Origin of the sequence: Pseudacidovorax intermedius (assembly GCF_001476815.1) — a bacterium.
Lineage (GTDB): Bacteria > Pseudomonadota > Gammaproteobacteria > Burkholderiales > Burkholderiaceae_C > Xenophilus > Xenophilus intermedius_A.
On record NZ_LDSL01000096.1, the window covers coordinates 1 to 18,213 of the forward strand.

Annotated in this window: 16 protein-coding genes; 7 read left to right on the forward strand and 9 right to left on the reverse strand. The window is 67.0% G+C overall.

The features are described 5' to 3' along the window. The 7 genes from NS331_RS14975 to NS331_RS15005 form a co-directional block, all read right to left on the reverse strand. On the reverse strand, window positions 1-975 hold a 975-nt coding region (locus NS331_RS14975), incomplete at its 3' end, for a class I adenylate-forming enzyme family protein (RefSeq protein WP_153012872.1). Further along, window positions 972-1,640, reverse strand: coding sequence for an ABC transporter ATP-binding protein (locus tag NS331_RS14980; RefSeq protein WP_058642777.1), 669 nt, complete (start codon window positions 1,638-1,640; stop codon window positions 972-974). The genes NS331_RS14975 and NS331_RS14980, both read right to left, overlap by 4 nt. A 70-nt stretch (window positions 1,641-1,710) precedes the next feature. After that, a complete protein-coding gene (locus NS331_RS14985) occupies window positions 1,711-2,505 on the reverse strand; it encodes an ABC transporter ATP-binding protein (RefSeq protein ID WP_193758120.1) in 795 nt (264 codons plus the stop codon). Beyond that, the gene (locus NS331_RS14990) at window positions 2,502-3,464 is read right to left on the reverse strand and encodes a branched-chain amino acid ABC transporter permease (RefSeq protein ID WP_058642778.1); all 963 of its coding nucleotides are present in this window, start codon (window positions 3,462-3,464) and stop codon (window positions 2,502-2,504) included. The genes NS331_RS14985 and NS331_RS14990 overlap by 4 nt, the downstream gene beginning before the upstream one ends. A 13-nt stretch (window positions 3,465-3,477) precedes the next feature. After that, a complete protein-coding gene (locus NS331_RS14995; protein ID WP_058642779.1) occupies window positions 3,478-4,374 on the reverse strand; it encodes a branched-chain amino acid ABC transporter permease in 897 nt (298 codons plus the stop codon). A 64-nt stretch (window positions 4,375-4,438) separates the two neighbouring features. Beyond that, the gene (locus NS331_RS15000; protein ID WP_082702511.1) at window positions 4,439-5,776 is read right to left on the reverse strand and encodes an ABC transporter substrate-binding protein; all 1,338 of its coding nucleotides are present in this window, start codon (window positions 5,774-5,776) and stop codon (window positions 4,439-4,441) included. 85 nt (window positions 5,777-5,861) lie between these two features. After that, window positions 5,862-6,677, reverse strand: a complete 816-nt coding sequence (locus tag NS331_RS15005; protein WP_082702512.1) for a FadR/GntR family transcriptional regulator — start codon at window positions 6,675-6,677, stop codon at window positions 5,862-5,864. Between the two features lie 551 nt (window positions 6,678-7,228). Here NS331_RS15005 and NS331_RS26740 point away from each other — a divergent pair. Both NS331_RS26740 and NS331_RS15010 read left to right on the forward strand, forming a co-directional pair. Further along, window positions 7,229-7,366 (forward strand): hypothetical protein, encoded by a 138-nt coding sequence (locus NS331_RS26740; RefSeq protein ID WP_193758121.1) that lies wholly within the window; start codon window positions 7,229-7,231, stop codon window positions 7,364-7,366. Window positions 7,367-7,656: 290 nt separating this feature from the next. Beyond that, window positions 7,657-8,451 (forward strand): SDR family NAD(P)-dependent oxidoreductase, encoded by a 795-nt coding sequence (locus tag NS331_RS15010; protein ID WP_058642781.1) that lies wholly within the window; start codon window positions 7,657-7,659, stop codon window positions 8,449-8,451. 52 nt (window positions 8,452-8,503) lie between these two features. Here the strand turns inward: NS331_RS15010 and NS331_RS15015 are convergent, their stop codons facing one another. Then, window positions 8,504-9,316 carry an IclR family transcriptional regulator gene (locus NS331_RS15015; protein WP_058642782.1) on the reverse strand — a complete coding sequence of 271 codons (813 nt, stop codon included), beginning with the start codon at window positions 9,314-9,316 and terminating at the stop codon, window positions 8,504-8,506. 126 nt (window positions 9,317-9,442) lie between these two features. On the opposite strand from NS331_RS15015, the gene NS331_RS15020 reads away from it, so the two are divergent. From NS331_RS15020 to NS331_RS15035, 4 genes are read left to right on the forward strand one after another with little or no spacing between them, the layout of a single operon-like run. Next, window positions 9,443-10,276: a hypothetical protein gene (locus NS331_RS15020; protein ID WP_058642783.1), complete on the forward strand. Its 834-nt coding sequence runs from the start codon at window positions 9,443-9,445 to the stop codon at window positions 10,274-10,276. A 52-nt stretch (window positions 10,277-10,328) separates the two neighbouring features. Beyond that, complete coding sequence (locus tag NS331_RS15025) at window positions 10,329-12,080, forward strand: thiamine pyrophosphate-binding protein (RefSeq protein WP_058642784.1); 1,752 nt, start codon at window positions 10,329-10,331, stop codon at window positions 12,078-12,080. 17 nt (window positions 12,081-12,097) lie between these two features. Beyond that, on the forward strand, window positions 12,098-13,171 hold the full coding sequence (locus tag NS331_RS15030; protein ID WP_058642785.1) for a zinc-dependent alcohol dehydrogenase: 1,074 nt from the start codon (window positions 12,098-12,100) through the stop codon (window positions 13,169-13,171). A 26-nt stretch (window positions 13,172-13,197) separates the two neighbouring features. Further along, entirely contained in the window at window positions 13,198-14,181 is a 984-nt protein-coding gene (locus NS331_RS15035) for a Bug family tripartite tricarboxylate transporter substrate binding protein (protein ID WP_153012873.1), read from the forward strand. Between the two features lie 9 nt (window positions 14,182-14,190). Here the strand turns inward: NS331_RS15035 and NS331_RS15040 are convergent, their stop codons facing one another. Further along, window positions 14,191-16,029, reverse strand: a complete 1,839-nt coding sequence (locus NS331_RS15040; protein WP_153012874.1) for a hypothetical protein — start codon at window positions 16,027-16,029, stop codon at window positions 14,191-14,193. A 586-nt stretch (window positions 16,030-16,615) separates the two neighbouring features. Here NS331_RS15040 and NS331_RS25600 point away from each other — a divergent pair. Next, the gene (locus NS331_RS25600) at window positions 16,616-17,416 is read left to right on the forward strand and encodes an HNH endonuclease (protein WP_082702514.1); all 801 of its coding nucleotides are present in this window, start codon (window positions 16,616-16,618) and stop codon (window positions 17,414-17,416) included. Window positions 17,417-18,213 lie beyond the last annotated feature (797 nt).

An 18,213-nucleotide genomic window follows, 5' to 3' on the forward strand; every position in this document is an offset into this window, starting at 1 on the left:
CAGGCCGTCGATGGTGGCCTGCGGCATGGGCGCGCCGCCGAAGCCAGCCACGCGCAGGCGCCGCAGGTCGGTGTGGGCCAGTGCCGGCTCGCGCAGCCACAGCGCATACATGGCCGGGACCATGAGCGTGCAGGTGACGCCTTCGCGCTCGGCCAGGGCCAGACTGGCGGCGGCCTTGAATTCGGGTAACACCACCACGCAGCCGCCCACGCCGACCATGGCCAGCACGATGGCTACCAGGCCCGTCACGTGGGAGGCCGGAACCGCGAGCAGCGACCGATCTTCCGGCCGCAGCCCCAGTCCATGGCGGTAATGCAGCACCGAATGCACCAGGTTCAGGTGCGTGAGCACCGCGCCTTTGGGTGCGCCCGTCGTGCCCGAGGTGTAGAGGATGACGGCCGGGTCCTCCTCGTCGGGCGCGGCATCGGTGAAGCCGGTGGTGCCGCCGTCCTGGCCTGGCGACCAGGCGTCCCAGCCCACCGGCACCTGCGTGGCGTGCAGCACCATCCGCACCAGCGGTGCACCGGTGCCCCCGATCGTGGGCGGGATGCGGTCGGCCAGTGCGGCATCGGCCAGCACGGCGCGTGCGCCGCACTGGCGCAGCACATAGGCGATGCCCGGCGCGGCCTCGCGCGTGCTCACCGGCACGAGTACGGCGCCGAGGCGCAGCACCGCATGGCAGCCGATGACGAAGCTGGCGCGGTTGTGGCACAGCAGCACCACCCGGTCGCCCCGGGTCACGCCGGCGCCGGTCAGCCGCTGCGCAAGGCTGCCGCTGTCGTCCGCCAATTGCCGCCACGTCCAGCGCTGTGTGCCGTCGACCAGCGCCTCGGCGTCCGGACGGGCGTGGGCCGCCTGCGCCAGCAGGGCCACGAGATGGGGTGGTCGATCGGCGAAGCAGCGCATCAGCAGGCCGCCGAAATGGCGCTCCTCGCGCAGGGCGACGGGCGGCCAGGCAGGGTGGGGTGGCGTCATGCGGCCTGCTCCTGAGGCTCGAGGTTGGCCCCACGCTCGATCACCACCTCCTCGTCAAGCAGGTTGCGCGAATGGTTGAGGTCGGACTGGCTGATCAGCACCGACAGCCCGGTGCCCCGGAGCTGTGCAATCACCTCGGACAGCCGCTGAGACAGGGCGGGCGCCACGCCCTCGAAAGGCTCGTCGAGCAGCAGCAGTCGCGTACCCACGCCCAACGCGCGGGCCAGGGCCACCAGCTTCTGCTGGCCGCCCGACAGCAACAGGGCCTTGCGCTGGCGCATCTCCAGCAACTCTGGCAGCACACCGTAGACGAAGGCCAGCCGCTGGTCCACGCGCAGGGTGGGCGAGACCCACAGCGGCAGGCAGATGTTCTCCTCCACCGTCATTTCGGGCACCAGGCCGCGGTCCTCGGGCATGTAGCCGATGCCGAGCGCGGCGCGCCGATGCGGTGGCTCGGTCCCCAGGTCCCGCCCGTCGAGGCGCAGGCTGCCGCCCAGCAGCGGCAGGTGGCCCATGATGCTGCGCATCACTGTGGTCTTGCCCGCACCGTTGCGGCCGATCAGGCCCACCATGCGGCCGCTGTCCACGCGCAGGCAGAAGCCGCGCAGCACCTCCACGGCCTGGATGGCCACGCGGGCCTGGCTGAGTTCGAGCAGCGTGCTCATCGGTTCGGCTCCGTTGGAAAGGCGGCGGTGGTGGGGACGTTCGCGGCCGGGGCCACATTGGCGCGGCGGCTCATGCCGTCACCTTGGTCGCATGGGCCCCGCCGGTGACATGACGGCGCACATCGGCGTTGACCAGCACCTCGTCTGGCGCGCCCAGGGCGATGACGCGGCCACTGTAGAAGGCGGCCACGCGGTGGGCATACCGGCGCACGATGTCCATGTCGTGCTCCACGAAGATCAGCGTCACCGCGGCTTCGCTGCCGGTCCGCTCGATGGCCCGCATGACCGTGTCCATGGTGGCGAACTTCTCGTCGCCGCTAACGCCGCTCGTGGGCTCGTCCAACAGGAGCAGCAGGGGCTGCGCGGTCAGCGCCATGGCGATGTCCAGCAGCTTGCGCACTCCGCCCGGCAGCTCGCGCACCGGGCGTTGCGCGTGGGCCTCGAGCGAGAAGGCCGCCAGCAGCTCGCGGCAGCGCATCACCGACGCCGCATCGCGTGCCGGACGCAGGAAGGCGCGCTGCCCGCGGCTGCAGTGCAGCGCCAGCAGCATGTTCTCCAGCGCCGTCATCTGCAGGCACAACTGCGGGATCTGGAACGAGCGGGCCACGCCGCGCCGGGTGATCTCGCGCGGCGTGCGGGCGGTGATGTCTTCGCCTGCCAGCACGATGCGGCCCTCGGTGGGCTTGAGGTAGCCCGTGACCATGTTGACGAAGGTGGTCTTGCCGGCGCCGTTGCTTCCGATCAGGCACAGGCGCTCGCCGCGGGCCACGTCGATGTGGATGTCGGCCGCGGCGACCACGGCGCCGAAACTGCGCCGCAGACCCTGGGCGCTGAGCACCGGCATGGCCGTGTCGCGGGGCGTCATGCCGTGCTCCCCGTGCGCCGGCGCAGGGCCAGCGAGCCCAGCCCATCGGGCAGGAAGCGGATCACCAGCAGCAGGAACACGCCCATCGCCAGCTGCCAGGTGTTGGGGAAGTACGCGCTCGAGAAGGAGCGCACCAGTTCCAGCAGCAGCGAGCCGACGAACACCGCCACCACTGAATGGTGGCCGGCCAGGATGGCCACGAAGACGAATTCGCCCGAGGTGGTCCAGTAGCTGAAGTTGGGATCGATATGACCCAGCGCCATCACTGCCAGCGCGCCTCCGGCGCCGCCCATGGCCGCAGCGATGAGGAAGTTGGAGGCCACGAGGGAGGGCACCGAGCTGCCGAGGTATTCCACCCGCAGTTCGTTCTCGCGCACGCCCAGCGACAGCAGGCCGCGCTGCGAGTCGAAGTACAGCCGCGCCAAGCCAGCGGCCAGGCAGGCCACCGTGGCGGTCACGCCCCAGAGCAGCAGGTGGGCGTGCGCGTCGGGGGCGCGCCAGCCCAGCAGCGTGGGGCGGCCCGTATTGAAGCCGTCGGAGCCGCCCAGGCTCTGCGTCTTCATCAGCAGGCCGTAGAGCACCATAGACAACGCCAGGGTCAGCATGGCGAAGAAGATGCCGCGGTAGCGGGCCAGCAGCGGCGCGAAGGGGGCCGCAAGCACGAGGGCGGCCACGGCGCCCGTCGCGGTGAGCACCAACAGGTCGGTCACGCCGGCGAAATTGAACAGCAGCGCTGCCGCATAGCCGCCGGTCGCAAACACCAGGCCCTGCCCAAAAGGGACGACGCCGGTGCGCATCATCACGACGATGCCCAGCGACACCAAGCCGTTGGCCAGGGCCAGCGTAGCCAGCGATGTGAGCCAGCGCGGCGCCAGCGCACCGGCCGCCAGCAGGCCCGCTGCGCACAGCAGGCCCAGACCGAACACGCGCGTCGCAGAGGGAGAGGAAGAAGTCTTCATGTCGCGCGGCTCCTCAGATCTTGCGTGCCTGCACACGCTGGAACAGGCCTTCGGGCCGCACGAGCAGGATGAGCGCCATCACCACATAGATGCTGAACAGCTCGGCCGCCGGCCACAGGTGCACCGAGGCCGCCCGTGCCAGGCCCACCACCAGCGCGCCGATGGCGGCGCCTTCGATGCTGCCCAGGCCGCCGATGATGACCACGGCGAAGCTCACCACGATGACCCCGACGCTGAGGCCCGGCTGCACCGAGATCATGGGCGCGGTGAGCGCGCCGCCGAGCGTCGCCAGGAAGACGCCTGCCACGAATGCGCCGGTGTAGACCCGTGAAACGTTCACGCCCATGCCCGCGGCCATCTCGGCGTTGTGGATCACGGCCGTGACGATCTTGCCCTGGCGCGTGCGGTTGAGTACCCACCAGCTCGCCAGCCCGCAGCCGATCGCCACGGCCACCAGCATCAGGTCGTAGCCCACGTAGGTCAGCGGCCCCACCTGGAGCATCCCGAATGCCTGATAGGTGTCGGCGGCGTAGTAGGGATTCACGCCCCACACCAGTTTGGTCACGTCCTCCAGGATCAGGAAGAGTGCATAGGTGACCAGCACCAGCAGCACCTCGTCGCGCTGGTAGAACATGCGCAGCAGGCCGCGCTCGGTCAGCGGCGCGAGCACTGCGGCCACACCGGCGGCGGCCAGCACCAGCGCGCCGATGGTCAGGGCCGGGGCCACCTTCATCGACAGCAGCCAGGCCACGAGACTGGCGCCCGCGTAGGCACCCACGGCATAGAAGCTGCCGTGGGCGATGTTGAGGATCTTCAGCACGCCGAAGACCAGCGTCAGGCCCAGGGCCACGATGAAGAGCCAGGAGGCATAGGTGATGCCGTCCAGCAGGATGGTGAGCACGAGATTCATGGGTGGCGTCCGGGCAGGGCCGGCGGCGCAGCCAGGGCGCGCGGCCGGCCGGGCGGTCACAGGGTCAGCACTTGGCGCCGGGGAAGCCGGCCTTGATCCAGTCCTCGCTCTTCATGGTGGCCGGCGGGTTGACGCATTCGGCCGGGAAGCGCTGGATGTCCTCGATGACCACCATCTTCTTGCCGGCGTCCCAGCGGGTGCGGCCGATGGCGGTCTCCTGGATGGCCTGCTGGCCATTGCCCAGGGCCATAGTGATCGGCCCGCCCGGTGCGGGCCAGTTGCTGCCGCGCAGCGCGGCGGCCAGTTGCTCGGGGGTCGGCTTCTGGCCGCCGTTGGCCGCCATGGCCTTCTCGGCTGCCAGCTTGAGGCCCAGCAGGGCTTGCGCCATGCGGTAGGGCGCCTGCACCGGATAGACGTTCTGCGCCTTCGAATAGATGTCCCACCACCAGTCGTTGAGGGCGGACTTGGGCGACATCAGACCATAGGCGCCGCGTGCGCCCACGATGGCGCCGTTGGGGAATTTCTCGCCCAGGCCGGGCAGCACATGGTCGGCGGCGGAGAACACCGGCGTCTGCTTCTGGAACACGCCGCGCGCGCCGGCCTGCAGCACGAAGGCCTGCAGGTCGCCGCCCCAGAGGCTGGAATGGAGGATGTCGGCTGGACGCGCAGCCAGGGCCGAGATCTCGGTGCCGTACTGGCCGGCGCCGAACTTGGGCAGCAGATCGGCCTGCATCTGCGCGCCCTTGTAGAGCTGCTCCATGGACTGGATGAAGTCCTTGCGGCTGTCCTGGCCCCAGGCATAGTCCTGGTTGATCATGTTGTAGCGCTCGACCTTGACGTTGCGCGCCTTCAGGTAGCGGGCCAGCGCCACGTTGTCCATGGTGGCATGAGCGGCGGTGCGGAACACGTAGCTGTACTTGCCGTCTTCGAAGATGCGGGGCGTGCCGCAGTCGTAGAGGATCAGGAACTTCTTCATCTCCTCGGCCACCGGCGCCACCGCCAGGCAGTCGCCCGAGCCCACGTAGCCCACCACGGCGTCGACCTTCTCCCGCTCGTAGAGGTTGCGCAACTCCTGCACCTGCTTCGTGGCACCGCCGTTTTCGTCGACGTAGACGGCCTCGATCTTCATGCCGCCGAAGCCGGCCTTGTCGAACGGGGCCGGCGCCTTGCCGTTGTTGAAGGCCTCGATCAGCACCTTGGCGCCGTTGACGGCAGGCACGCCGAAGCTCTCGGCCGCTTGGCCGGACAGGAAGCTCACCACGCCGAGCTTGAAGGTCGGCGCCGCTGTCTGGGCCAGCGCGGGCGCGCCGGCCAGGGCCAGCACGGCAGCAGCAAGGCCGGCCAGGCGCGTCGGAAGCCGTCGGCGGCCGCCGGATGCATGCAGAGGGGAAGTCACCGTCATCGCTCTTGTCTCCTTCTGTGTGGTGGCGGTCGTTGCCGCCGGGTGAACGAACGCAAAAAAGGGGCACGGCCAGCGGCCCGAGGGCTCAGGCCGGCAGGTGATCGGGCTCCAGCGCGGTGTCCATGGGAATGCCTGCGAGCGCATAGCCGCGCTGGAAGTCCACAAGGTGCTTGCGCATCCATTCGGCGGCACCGCGCCCGTCGCCTGCAGCGATGGCCTCTATCAGCCGGGTGTGTGCCTGGACGTTGCGCGACTGGGTCTGCGGCAGCACCCGCTGCAGCCGCACCAGCGTTGGACGGTAGAGCAGGTTGATGGGCTCGCGCGCCATCATCAGCACGCGGTTGCGCGACGCGGCGGCCACTTGGGCATGAAAGGCCACATCGAGCTCGGCATGGCGTTGCGCCGTGCCGCCTTCGTCGTGGCATTGTTCGAGCTGGGCGGCCAGGGTACGCAGCGCAGTCAGCCCGGGCGCGTCGATCGCGGCGGCGGCCAGTTCGGCGGCCTGGGGCTCGAGCACCATGGCGACCTGCCAGAGCTCATGGAACGTCACCTGCTGCAACATCAGGGCGCGGGCCGTGCGCGCGCCCACGTCCTCGGCGCCGGGAAGGCGGACATACAGGCGACGGCCGCCCTGGCGCACGAGGAAGCCTTCCTGCTCCAACTGGCGGATCGCTTCGCGCACGGTCGAGCGGTTGACGCCCAGTTGTTGGGCCAGCTCGAGCTCGGTCGGCAGCAGCATGCCGGCCTGAAGCTCGCCCCGGACGATGCGCTGCTCGATGGCGCTGGACAACGCCCGATAGCCGGGCACCAGCTTCATGGGCTGGAATGCAATGGCGTCGCTGTTGGCGTGGATGACCATGACTGCGGCAGAGATCCGTTTGTCCGACAAACCAACTTTCATGCAATTGGCGCCAGTCGTGGGGCGGGTGAATCCCTATCGTGCGGTGCAGCAAGCCGACGGCGGGTAGGGCAGGAACTGCGAACTGCAGAAAGAGAGTCGCGGGCCCGCCCAAGAAACCCGATCTCGTTCCAGCCGTGCCGATGCGGTGCCGGTGCGGGCGTCCAAACCCGCATCAAAGCCGACGCTTTGACGCTTCGGCTGGGTGTGATGGATGGCTCTGACAGCGCTCGCGGTGCTGGTCATCGCCCCGGCCGGCCCCACCACACCGCGCGCAGTCAGATCGACGAGATCCGCCGCGCTGCGGAGGTCCAACCCTTTGGATTGCGCGACGCTAACGGCATCTGCGCTTCACTGCCGCCCTGCACCCCGTGTTACTGGCGCTGTTGAACTCGCCGGGGCAGGCTGCACTCGGCGCAGCGCGCCAACCACTTGGCCGCGGACATCGGTAGCGACGACGCAACGATGCTGCGCATGCTGGACCCGGGCAGTTGCCATGTGCCGACGACGATCCCAGGCAGTGGGCCGAGCATCTGATGCTTCTGGCCGGCCGCATGAGCCTCAAGCAACTGGCCACATCCATGCTCAAGCCCACTGCTGCCCAGGCCAAAGGCTACGTGGACGGCTCCATCGCACGCTCATACGTCACCACTGCTCGGATCCTCAATCTGGCCGCGGGGAAAAGATCTTGAAAGGGATGGTCTTCAGACGCTGCACGCACGTTGTGGCGCTGCAGCAGGGGCTGGAAGTCCGTTAGCAGGGCGGGAGGGTTACGAACGAAGCGCGGGCTGGGTGCCGCGCTACAGCGCAAGGGCCGTCGGCGACCCGCGACTTCGCCAATTACTCAGTTCGGTCCCGACGCTGGCCGGCTGAGCGCTCCTGCATGTCGGCCTTTCCGTCGTTGACAGCACTTCAATCGATTTCTATAGTTCCATTTATTAAATTAAAAAGTTCCGAATCACGGAAATAATGGAGACGAGGCATGCGTGCCAGGTTCAAAGACAAGGTGGTCCTGATCTTCGGCGCCGGTTCGTCCGGGCCGGGTTGGGGCAATGGCAAGGCGGCGGCTGCCGTGTACGCCCGCGAGGGCGCGCTCGTGGTCGGAGTTGATCTGCATCTGGACGCTGCCCAGGAGACCGAGGCCGCACTGCGGCAGGAAGGCCTGAGCATGACCGCGATGGCGGCCGATGCCAGCACCAGTGCCGAGGTAGCCGACGTGGTGGCGCAGACACTGAAGCTTCATGGCCGCATCGACGTGCTTCACAACAACGTGGGCGTCACCGTCATGGGAGATCCGGTGGAGCTGAGCGAGCAGGACTGGCAGCGCAGCCTGGACATCAACCTGTCCAGCGCCTTCCTCACGTGCAAGCACGTGCTGCCGGCCATGCTGGCGCAGGAAAGCGGCGCCATCGTCAACATCTCCTCGCTGGCGTCGCTGCAGATCAACCAGTACCCCTACTTCGCCTATCAGACGGCCAAGGCCGGTCTGAACCATTTCACCCGCGCCATCGCGGTGCGTTATGCGGCGCGAGGCATCCGCGCCAATGCAGTGCTGCCAGGCGTGATGGACACGCCGCTGATCTACCAGCAGATCGCGGGCAACTTCGAGGATGTCGAAGCCATGCGGCGTGCGCGCCATGCCGCCAGTCCCATGGGCCGCATGGGCACCGCATGGGACGTGGCGAACGCCGCCGCCTTCCTGGCCTCTGACGAGGCCGCGTACATCACCGGCGTGGTGCTGCCTGTGGACGGAGGCAAAAGTTGCGCCGCGCGCTAGGCGGCCGGGCCGCTGCTTCCGAGCGCGCTGCCGGTGCGGCGTCGCGGCCCACCTACGCCGGCTGGTCCTCCGCCATGCGCGCGGCCAGCAATCGGGCTTCGGCCTGCAGGAGCCCGGCGATCTCCAACGCCCGAGGCCGGGCCATGCGGTCGGTGATGGCAGCCACGCTCAACGAGGCCAGCACCTGTCCCTTGGCATCGACCACTGGCACGCCCACCGCCAGCATGCCGGGCACGATGCGGCCGGTGTTGAAGGAGAAGCCGTCGCGCCGGGTCTGCGTGACCAGCTCGCGGATCACCGTCGGCGTGTGGGAAGGAAAGTCCTCCAGCCATCGGAGATTGCGCTCCAGCACCTTGGCCACGTCGGCATCGGGCATGGCCGACAGCAGCGCAAGGCTGCCGGCACCCACGCCCAGTGGGCGCCGGTCGCCCACATCCAAGGTAAGGGTACGAATCGGAAAACTGCCCGTGGCGCGACCGATGCACACGGCGGCCGTGCCTTCGGTGACTTGGGCGAAGACCGTGTCTTGCGTGGCTTCGGCCAGCCGTTGCAGCGAGGGCTGGCAGGCCGCGACGCGCCACTGTGCAAGCGCCCCCGCCGCGAGCATGGCGACCGCGCTCCCCAGTCGATACCTGCGGCTGCCGATGTCCTGGAAGGCCAGCCCGGTGTCGACCAGGGCCGCCAGAAGACGGTGGGTGGTCGACTTGCCCAGGCCCGTGCTTTCCATGAGCTCCGTGAAGCTGGCCCCCTGGTGCGGATGCTGGGCCAGCGCGCGCAGCATGCGCGCGGCGCGATCAATCACCTTGACGGGGGGCTCGCGGCTGTCCTCGTCCTGCGAGCCGGCCGGTCTTTCTGCGGATGCCATGGGAAGGGGCGTTGCGCCCTGTTCTGCGGAAGCGCCGATGGTAGCCATGGGTTTCGCTACGCAGCCTGCGAATGCCCGCCCACGGGAAACCGCGCGTGGCATGCGGTTGGCAGGAGGCCGCAGCCGATGACCAGGCAGACTCCCCTGAACCCGCTGGTCGTGGCCGACTCGGTCACCAAGCTGCAGGCCGACGCTCGTGGCGCCGTGGCGGTGGCGGCCTCGCACGCCGGCCTGTTTGCCGCGCACGAGGCCCTGGCGGCGGGCGTGGTCGCTGTCGTGCTCAACGACGCAGGCGTAGGGCTGGCACAGGCTGGCATCGGCGGGCTGGCACTGTGTGACCGCCACGGCGTGCCCTGTACGGCCGTCGACCATCGCAGCGCACGCATCGGCGACGGCGCCGACCACCTGCGGCGCGGCCGGCTCTCGCATGTCAACAGCGCCGCGGCGCACCTGGGCCTGCACGTTGGCATGTCAGTGGCCGACGCCATCGAGCGATTGCGGATTGCCAAACTGGCCGCTGCCGATCCCGGCGATCCACCCCAGGAAGCCCGCGAGAACCGTGCGCTGCCCGGCGCGCTGCGGACGCTGGTGCTGATGGATTCGGCCTCACTGGTTACACCGCGGGACGCGGGTGCGGTGGTGCTGACCGGCTCCCATGGCGGCCTGCTCGGCGGCCAGGCCTCGACCGCCATCAAGGTGGATGTCTTCGCCGCGGTCTACAACGATGCAGGCGTGGGCATGGACGACGCCGGCATCTCGCGCATGCCGGCGCTGGACGCGCGCGGCATTGCGGGCGCCACCGTCGCGGCCGGCAGCGCCCGCATCGGTGATGGCCGCTCCACCTACGAGAGCGGCGTGCTCAGCCACATCAACCACCGTGCCCGCGCGCTGGGCGCGCGCGTGGGCATGCGCGCCGATGCCTTTGCGGACCTCATGGGCCGCGCGACGGCGGGCACCTGATCCACCCCGCCGTCCTTTCATTCCACCCCCTCACTCCAGAAGCACTCTCTCCATGTCCAACGTGAACGCATCCACAGCCGGCACCCTCGTCATGAGCGGCGGCGAAGCCATCGCCCGCATCATCAAGGCATTCAATGGCGGGCCCATGTTCGGAATGGGCGGCTTCCAGGTACTCCCGCTGTACGAGGCCGCCCGTGTGCTGGAGATGGAGCACCATCTGATCCACGACGAGCGCAATGCCGTCTTCGTGGCCGATGCCTATGCCAAGGTTTCCGGCCGCGTGGGCCTGGCGGACGCCACGGTCGGCCCCGGTGCCACCAACATGCTCACCGCATTGGCCGAGTCCCTTAACGCCGGCACGCCCGTGGTCTGTGTGGTGGGCGACACGCACCGGGACCACTCCTGGAAGAACATGACGCAGGAGTCCCGCCAAGTCGATGCACTGCGGCCCATGTGCAAGGAGATCATTCGCATCGAGTCCATCAAGCGCGTGCCTGAGCTGATGCGCCGTGCTTTCATGGTGGCGACCACGGGCCGCCCGGGGCCGGTGGTGGTCGACGTGCCGGAAGACCTGATGCACGACACGCATACGTTCGACTTGGCGGACTTCGCGGTCAACCCGATCTACGAGGCCGCGCCCGCCCTGCGCAGCCGGCCCGATGGCGACTCGGTGGCGCAGGCGGCCGCCCTCATTGCTGCAGCGCAAAAACCCATCATCCTCGCTGGCGGTGGCGTGCACCTTTCCGGCGCCGCGCCGACCCTGCATGCCTTCGCGCAGGCCCTGAATGTCCCCGTGGCCCACACCCTCACGGGCAAGGGGGCCATCCCCTGCACCGACCCGCTGAGTGCCGGCCTGTTCGGCCGCTACGACCGCATCGCCAACGCGCTGATCGACGAGAGCGACCTCATCGTGGTCGTGGGCTGCAAGCTCGGCGAGATCGCCACCAAGCGCTACACCGTGCCGGCACCGGGCAAGCGCATCGTGCACATCGACATCGTGGCCGAAGAGTTCGGGCGCACGCTGATGCCCGAGATCATGCTGTGGGGCGATGCACGCCTGGCGCTGCAGGACCTGCACGCCGCGCTTGGCGACCAGGCCGCCGCCGTCCGCCAGCGCCTGTCGGACTGGGCGGCCGAAGTGCCCCGGCGCATGGCCAGGTGGCGCGACGAGGTGGCCGAGCGTCTGAATTCCCAGGACCGGCCGATCAACGTGGCCAGGCTCATCACCGCCATCAACAAGGTGCTGCCGGGCGACGGCTACCTGGTGGCCGACGGCGGCTTCGCCGCGCACTGGGCCGGGCTGCTCTTCGACACCAAGGAGGCAGGCCGGCGCTTCGTGCCCGACCGGGGCTTCGCCTCCATCGGCTACGGCCTGCCCGGCGCCATCGGGGCGGCGCTCGCGGCACCTGGCAAGACGGTGTTCAGCATGACCGGCGACAGCGGCTTCTGCATGGTGATCGGCGACCTGGAGACGGCCAAGCGGCTGAAGCTCGACATCACCCTCATCGTGGTGAACAACGCTGCCTCGGGCTACGTCAAGGCGCTGCAACACCTGGTCTACGGCGCGGGCAAGCACATCGCGGCCGACCTGGAGGAGGTCAACTTCGCCCGCGTGGCCGAAGCCTTCGGCTGCACCGGCATCCGGGTCGAAGATCCGGAGCAGATCGAGGCTGCGCTGCGCCAGGCCATGGCGACCAAGGGGCCGGTAGTGCTCGATGTGGTCGTTACCCGCGACCCTGCCAAGATGCTGCCCGGCGTGGACAGCCGCGCGGCAGTCATCAAGAAAGGCGACCGCATCGCCTGAAGGTCGCAGGACACGCCATGCAGAAGCCCTCCGACGCACCCGGCACGGCCGGCGACAGCTACTCACTGGTCATGAAGACCGGCCCCGAATGGTCCGACCTGGCGCGGGTCCGGCGCCCGCTGAGTGCACCCAGGCCGGGCAGCGCCCTGGTGAAGATCCACCGCGCCGCCGTATGCGGCACAGACCTGCACATCCTGAAATGGAACGACTGGGCGCAGCAGCATTACCGCCTGCCCCTGCCGCTGGGGCATGAGTTCAGCGGCGTCATCGCGGCCATCGGCGCGGATGACGCGTCCGCGCACCATGGCCTCGCGGTAGGCGACAGCGTTACGGTCGAAACGCACTTGGCCTGCGGCCACTGCGACCAATGCCTGCGTGACCGCGGCCACACGTGCCTGAACCTGAAGGTCTTCACCCGGCTGGGCGAGGGCGCCTTCGCCGAATACGCCACGGTGCCCCTGGCCATGCTGCGGCGCCTGCCGGCCGGCATGTCGCACCGCCACGGCTGCCTGCTCGAGCCGCTGGGCATCGCGCTGCGGGCGGTGGAGGAGTGCCGGGTCACCGGCGGCGTCCTGTTCGTCAGCGGCTGTGGCCCCATCGGCCTGCTGGCCGTGGCGGCGGCGCGGCAGACGGGCGTGGCACGCGTGCTGGCCGCCGACCTCTCGCCCGCACGCCGCGAACTGGCGCTGGCGCTGGGCGCCGAGGTAGCGGTCGACCCGCGCGACGGAAGCGATCGCGCGCTGGTGGGCACAGGCGTGGACGCGGTGATCGAGGCCAGCGGCAGTCCCGCTGCCATCGAGAACGCTCTGAACCTGCTGCGGCCGGGCGGCACGCTGATGCTGGCGGGCATGCCCGCCCAGAACCTGGCGCTGGACCTGTCGCGCCACGTGGTGCTGCGCGAGATAGCGATACGCGGGGTCTATGGACGGCACCTGCAGGGCACCTGGGCACGTCTGCAGGAGATCGCGCCGCGCATGCAGTCCGCGCTGGACCGGCTCATCACCCACGAGTTTGCGCAGGACGACTTCGCCGAGGCGTTCCGCGTTGCGATGGACGGACAGGCCGGCAAGGTCGAACTGATTTTTTCCTGATTGCCGCTTCAACCAAGGAGACAGACATGAGCCTTCACCCCACCCGCCGGGACACCATGAAACTTCTGGCCGCTGCCACCGCACTGCCCTGGGCCGATGCGCGCGCGGACGACTTTCCGAACAAGCCGATCCGCATGATCCTGCCCTTTCCTCCGGGCGGGACCACCGACGTCGTGGGCCGGGTCTTCGGAGAGGCCTATGGCAAGGTGCTGGGGCAGCCGGTGATCATCGACAACCGGGCTGGCGCTGGAGGATCGGTGGGCGCGCGTGCCATCGCTCAGGCGGCGCCCGACGGCTACACGATCGGCCTGGTCACCATCAGTACCCACGGCACCAACTCGGCGGTCTACAAATCCTTGCCTTATGACCCGGTGAAGGACTTCACGGCCATCACCAAGCTGTCTGCCTTTCCTGGGGTGATCGCGGTCAACCCCGCGTTTCCTGCAAAGAACTTCAAGGAGTTCATGGAGACGCTCAAGGCTGCGCCGGGCCGCTACAGCTATGCCTCGTCCGGTGCTGGCGGCGCCACCAACCTCTGCATGGAATTGTTCAAGTCCAAGACCGGCGTCTTCATCACGCACATTCCCTACCGCGGCTCTGGCCCGGCCATCAACGACGTGATCGCCGGGCAGGTGCCGATCCTTTGGGATGCGCTGCCCTCGGCGCTGCCATTCATCAAGGCAGGCAAGCTGGTGGCAATCGGTGTGGCGAGCGACCGCCGCAGTCCGCAACTGCCCGATGTGCCCACCTTTACCGAACTGGGCGTCAAGGACTACGAGCCTGACCTGTGGAACGGCATCGTGGGCCCGGCCAGGATTCCGCCGGAGATCTTCAAGCGCCTGCAAAGTGCCGCGGTCGAGGCGGCCGGCAATCCCGAGTTCAAGGCGCGCATGAGCGAACTTGGCGCCAACGTCGTGGCCAGTAACTCGCCGGGCTTCAGCCAAGCCATCGCCAAGGACGTCGCGCTGTGGAAGGAAGTAGCGAAGTTCGCAAACATCTCGCTGGATTGATCGATTGAGCTATCGCGTCCGGACGCACAGCCCTGATAGCACCAGGACCTGCTCAGCAACGATTACATCGCTCTCTATGGTGAAGCCGATAGCCCGCAACGCTGTGAACACCGACGCGGCTTCCGCGCGATGCCGCTCGGCGACGATCAATACGTCTTGAGCGCCCGCGTTCGTGAAGCGAAGGTCCGGGGGCCGCTTGTCGCCGTAGCGAGCCATCAAAAGCACAATGTTAGGCGGCTCGAATGGAAAGTGACGCCAAGCAATACGCTGGGAAACCTGCTCAATCGCTGCGGTGATGGCCTGATCCTTCACGGCTTTTGCTTGCCGCGCTCGCCCTGCCTGCACGAGCTTGATGCGTCCGCTGCGAACCTTGGCCAGGCGCTCCTTCTCTGTCCTGATATTGCGCATCTTCGCGTAGTGGGCTTCGGTGCCGTAGCACGCCAGGGCCGGCGCCGCCAACGCGGGAATCAGCAATGTGTGCAGCCGCTGCCGTTGGGGATCACGCAGAAATTTTGGGTTTTCCGCTGCAACCTCTTTCTTGATCGACGCGCAGCATCGGTCGTACGCGTGCTGCTGGTCATTCGTCATCTCCGGCCTTCGGGAGGCGAGTGCGGCCATCAAGTCAATTGCGTACCGGCTGTTGTCAGAGGGGCTGGCGGCGCGTGCCAAGCTTGTCAGCGCCTTGTCTCCGTACTCCGACCATTCTCCCCTGCGTGCCATTACAAGTTCGTAGAAGCTGCCGAAGCGGGACTCCAGCGCCGAGGCTGGTTTGGTCCATATCTGGCGCTCTCGCATGGCTGCCACCACTGATCGGTGGCGTGACGCGCTTGGTTCGATGGAGAAGGTTGTGTCGCCTGACCAAAGGGCGAGCATGATCTTGACGTAGGCGCGAATGAGGTCAGTGTCAGTGCTGTTTGCTACCCACCTTTTGACCTCCTCTGCCTTCTGCTGCCGCTGCCTTTGTTCTTGGGCGAGCCTCTTGGCTTGCCTTTCCTGTTCACGCTGCTGCGCTTCCAACTGCTGAGCAATCGCATTGGCCTTTGCCGATAGGCGGCGCTTTGCGTCTTCGTGGGCAAGGGGAAAGTAGATCCACTGCTTTGCCACAGTGCTCGAACAGACCAAGTCCTCGATCTCTCTTGCGGGTACGTGCCCAACCCGATCAAAGTGACTCGTCACAATCTCGATGCACGCGACTTTCGCGGCTCGGATCTTGGCTGCCTTCTGCACATCGACCAGATGCGTTACTGCCCCTTCGATCATCAAGTCGAAAGTCGGCTCTGCACAGTGGGCGCGCCGGGCGCGACAGATGACATCGGGCACCATGCTTCCAAGCTGCCTTTCCAGCCGCACGTCTTCGAGCACGAGCGCGCACGCTGGCCAGCTTGCCGATTCGATCGTCTCACCGCCATCGGGCATCACTTCGCTCTCGGTCGCCCGATAGGCCGGGACGCTGATAGAGCCGCGTTTGGCAATGGCTTTCTTGATCAGGAAGTGGAGAAGTGTCTCGTTAAACTGCTTTCCCGATAGGCCCTCAAGCCATTCGGCCGGAATGCCGCCAAGGAGCTCCGCCTCACCATCGGCGAGCAGCTGATCTGCGTCTGCAGATGCTCTTTCATCGTCCCAGTGGCGATGCCATGAAACTTTGCTGTCAGGTGCGCGCAGATGAGCAAGGATTTCCTCCTTGCCCCAACCTACGATCCTGGGGTCACAGGCCTGTGCCAGAGAAAGCACGCAGCTCGAACCATGCTGCAGATCGAAAGTTTGCACAGTCTTTACCGTGACGGCGAGCTGCCGTCCGTCGTCCAGTTCAAGAAGGGCGGTCCAGTCATCGACCCAGGTTCGGTTCAATACCGTGGCGGCCTCTGACCCGCTGAAGGTGGCGACGAGACTTCCTTTCCGTTCCCAAGCTTGCGCATCGTTGGATGTCGCCGCTCTGGCAGATAGATCACGTCTTGCTCAACATAGAGTTGGATGGCGAGCAGTTGCGCGACCTTTCGAAGGCAGCGTGCTTGGGCGGCGTCTACGCAGCGATGCTTGAAATGCTTGCGTTGCACCCCTCGGCGCACGAAATGCTCAGGCGGCTTACTGACATTGACGGCCAACAAGCTCTGCCCGCATGCGCGGCACACGCATGCGCAAGCTGCGCCGTTTTCGTGAGCCTCCAGCAACCCCACGTGTACAAACTTTGTCGTGTCTTCGGCACGGACTGCCCAGAGCATCAGTGGCTCTTCACAGGGCGGCGAAGACTGGGTTGCGGCCATGACTGTCTGCTCTTTACTTCGATTCGCGGACGGAGATGGACTGTCCTGTGTCGATCCAATCGGATGATTCTGAGCGAGTGGTGGTCCGTGCCACGGCAGCGGTGGCCGCTTGAATAGTCATCGGCAAGGCTGCGTCAGCGAAGTCGTGCGCGAGGTTCTGGTTCAATAACGTCATGGACATCCACGTATTGAATACTGACAGGGGCCACGGCGCGGTTGGGGCAGATGCCGAGTGGCTCCGTAGAGGGGTCGCAGTAACAAGCGGTGGCGAGAACTACGCGGCCAAACTCCGCCAGATCCGAAGTGGCGACTGGATTCTGATGTGGCTGAATGGTAGGGGAGTGGTCGCTGCGGGGCGAGCTGTTGACGATCGCGTTCAGCACGTGTACCCGCCGAATGTCGTGAACTCTTCCGAGCCTGAGGAGTATCACCGCCTGATGGACTGGCGACTTGACCTGCGCAGTAATCCAATCTCAGCTGCGGAGTTCACTGCGCTTTCGGGGGTTCGGCCAACATCCGCTCGCGTGCGTATTCGCGATCCGGAGCGCAGAGCGGCAGTACTGGCACGGCTGGCTGAGCTTGAGAGGACCGCAGACCCGACGCAGTACGAGATGATTGCTGATTCCATGTTGGCATTGGGGCCTGTCTCCAAGCCCATCGGCTTTCCAATTCCTACGCGAATCGAAGGCACGACAAACTGCTTTTATCGATCACCATGGGTGCGAGCTTGGACGCTGCAGCGAGCCGGGCGTCACTGCGAACTGTGCAAGTCTGCCGCGCCATTTTTGAAAAGCTCAGGACTTCCTTATTTGGAGTCGCACCACGTCGTCCCTATGAGCGAAGGTGGAGGTGATACACCTGAGAACACGGCGGCACTATGTCCTAATTGCCATCGAGAGTTGCATTGCGGCGCAGAACGGATTGGGAAGCGTGAAGAGCTGAAACGGATCGTGTTGGGCCAGGAAATGAAATAGGGTAGTCATGACAGCGTGCCTCCAAAAGCACGCGAGGCTGACGGCGGCGCAGCCTTAGATATTGCTGGAGGGCACCGACTGCCGCATGCCCGCCAGGACGCACACGCCACCGCTGGCAGCCTGAGCCCTGAGGCCGAGGGCCCGCATCTCCACACGAGCACGCGTAACGCAGCGCCGAACCTCGGGCACATTACGGCCCGTGCCCAACCCCAGCGCCCATCCCGACCGACTGCTCGACGACCCACAGTGGCTCAATGGCGAGATCAAGCGGATGCAGCTGATGGTGCAGAAGCTGACGCTTTAGCTGGCACGTCAGCAGCGCGCGCGATTCGGCGCGAGCGGCGAACGCCACGCCGACCGCCAGGCAAGCCTGATCAAGGCAGAGCTCGCGCGGGCAGCGCGCCCCGCAGCCCCCTCGTCGGAGCCGGCACCCGCCGTCGCTGACCCGCCGTCGAAACCCGTATCAGTCTCTTCGAGAGCTCCGCTCGGTTGAAGGAGATTACTCCTGGTTTGCTGCTGCGCTTACACACCGCCGCTAGTCGTTCGACGCTGCTGCTTGGCGAACTTAGGTGGCGGCACGATGCCGCAGTAGCGCAACTACGGAGGCCGGATTTGATCCCATACAGCGCACCGATTGTTGTGCCAACGAGCCCGGCGCATGGCCCTAGCTCTCGTGCAGATACCGGAACCGCCTGCGCACAGCCGAGTGACTCCTTCTCGCAGCGTTTGCGAATTCTCCGGTCCATAAAGTTCGCCATGCTTCGACCCTCCCAAGCCGCGATCAGAGCAGCGCCGCC

What these genes read in the sequence shown, in the direction of transcription:
- NS331_RS14980 (WP_058642777.1), bottom strand. Translation starts at nt 1,640, where the DNA reads ATGAGCACGCTGCTCGAACTCAGCCAGGCCCGCGTGGCCATCCAGGCC.
- NS331_RS14985 (WP_193758120.1), bottom strand. Translation starts at nt 2,505, where the DNA reads ATGACGCCCCGCGACACGGCCATGCCGGTGCTCAGCGCCCAGGGTCTG.
- NS331_RS14990 (WP_058642778.1), bottom strand. Translation starts at nt 3,464, where the DNA reads ATGAAGACTTCTTCCTCTCCCTCTGCGACGCGCGTGTTCGGTCTGGGC.
- NS331_RS14995 (WP_058642779.1), bottom strand. Translation starts at nt 4,374, where the DNA reads ATGAATCTCGTGCTCACCATCCTGCTGGACGGCATCACCTATGCCTCC.
- NS331_RS15000 (WP_082702511.1), bottom strand. Translation starts at nt 5,776, where the DNA reads ATGACGGTGACTTCCCCTCTGCATGCATCCGGCGGCCGCCGACGGCTT.
- NS331_RS15005 (WP_082702512.1), bottom strand. Translation starts at nt 6,677, where the DNA reads ATGAAAGTTGGTTTGTCGGACAAACGGATCTCTGCCGCAGTCATGGTC.
- NS331_RS26740 (WP_193758121.1), top strand. Translation starts at nt 7,229, where the DNA reads ATGAGCCTCAAGCAACTGGCCACATCCATGCTCAAGCCCACTGCTGCC.
- NS331_RS15010 (WP_058642781.1), top strand. Translation starts at nt 7,657, where the DNA reads ATGCGTGCCAGGTTCAAAGACAAGGTGGTCCTGATCTTCGGCGCCGGT.
- NS331_RS15015 (WP_058642782.1), bottom strand. Translation starts at nt 9,316, where the DNA reads ATGGCATCCGCAGAAAGACCGGCCGGCTCGCAGGACGAGGACAGCCGC.
- NS331_RS15020 (WP_058642783.1), top strand. Translation starts at nt 9,443, where the DNA reads ATGACCAGGCAGACTCCCCTGAACCCGCTGGTCGTGGCCGACTCGGTC.
- NS331_RS15025 (WP_058642784.1), top strand. Translation starts at nt 10,329, where the DNA reads ATGTCCAACGTGAACGCATCCACAGCCGGCACCCTCGTCATGAGCGGC.
- NS331_RS15030 (WP_058642785.1), top strand. Translation starts at nt 12,098, where the DNA reads ATGCAGAAGCCCTCCGACGCACCCGGCACGGCCGGCGACAGCTACTCA.
- NS331_RS15035 (WP_153012873.1), top strand. Translation starts at nt 13,198, where the DNA reads ATGAGCCTTCACCCCACCCGCCGGGACACCATGAAACTTCTGGCCGCT.
- NS331_RS25600 (WP_082702514.1), top strand. Translation starts at nt 16,616, where the DNA reads ATGGACATCCACGTATTGAATACTGACAGGGGCCACGGCGCGGTTGGG.